This is a genomic window from Pseudomonas sp. YuFO20 (assembly GCF_035064975.1).
Taxonomy (GTDB): Bacteria; Pseudomonadota; Gammaproteobacteria; order Pseudomonadales; family Pseudomonadaceae; genus Aquipseudomonas; species Aquipseudomonas putida_AE.
Genome location: NZ_JAXDEO010000188.1, coordinates 1 through 417, shown reverse-complemented (window position 1 = coordinate 417; position 417 = coordinate 1). Strand labels below are relative to the sequence as shown.

The following is a 417-nucleotide window of genomic DNA, read 5'->3' as shown; positions in this document are numbered from 1 at the left end:
CAGTCATCACAGACCCATTTGCCACGGACATGGCGCTCGACAGTAAATACGCCAGGCCTGTAATCCAGTTTTTCGCTGACGTCTTCACCGATACGCTTGAGTGCGCACCCGCAAGGACAATGAGTGTTGTCCGGTTCGTGGTGGATTAGCGTGCGTGGGAACTCCGCCGGCAACGCCGTGCGCTTGGGCTTTTGCTTTTTATCGGTCGCAGGCGGAGCTGTTTGCAATGCCTGAAGCTCAGCCTCAATCGCCGCGATATCGGTATCGATCAAATCGTCCAGCAAGCTAGCCTGCTGCGGATTTAACTGCTCGCTACGCTTGGCAAACTTCAACCGTTTGAGCTGTGCAATTTCGTGGGTCAGCTTCTCGATAACCGTTTGGTCGCGGTGGATTTTTTTGCCCATTGTCTCGACGGTC

1 protein-coding gene is annotated in these 417 nt (G+C 54.4%); it reads right to left on the bottom strand.

What is annotated here, in order from left to right:
* Positions 1-417, bottom strand: a 417-nt coding sequence (locus SOP85_RS31200; RefSeq protein WP_323629434.1) for an IS66 family transposase zinc-finger binding domain-containing protein, incomplete at both ends; no start/stop codon positions are given.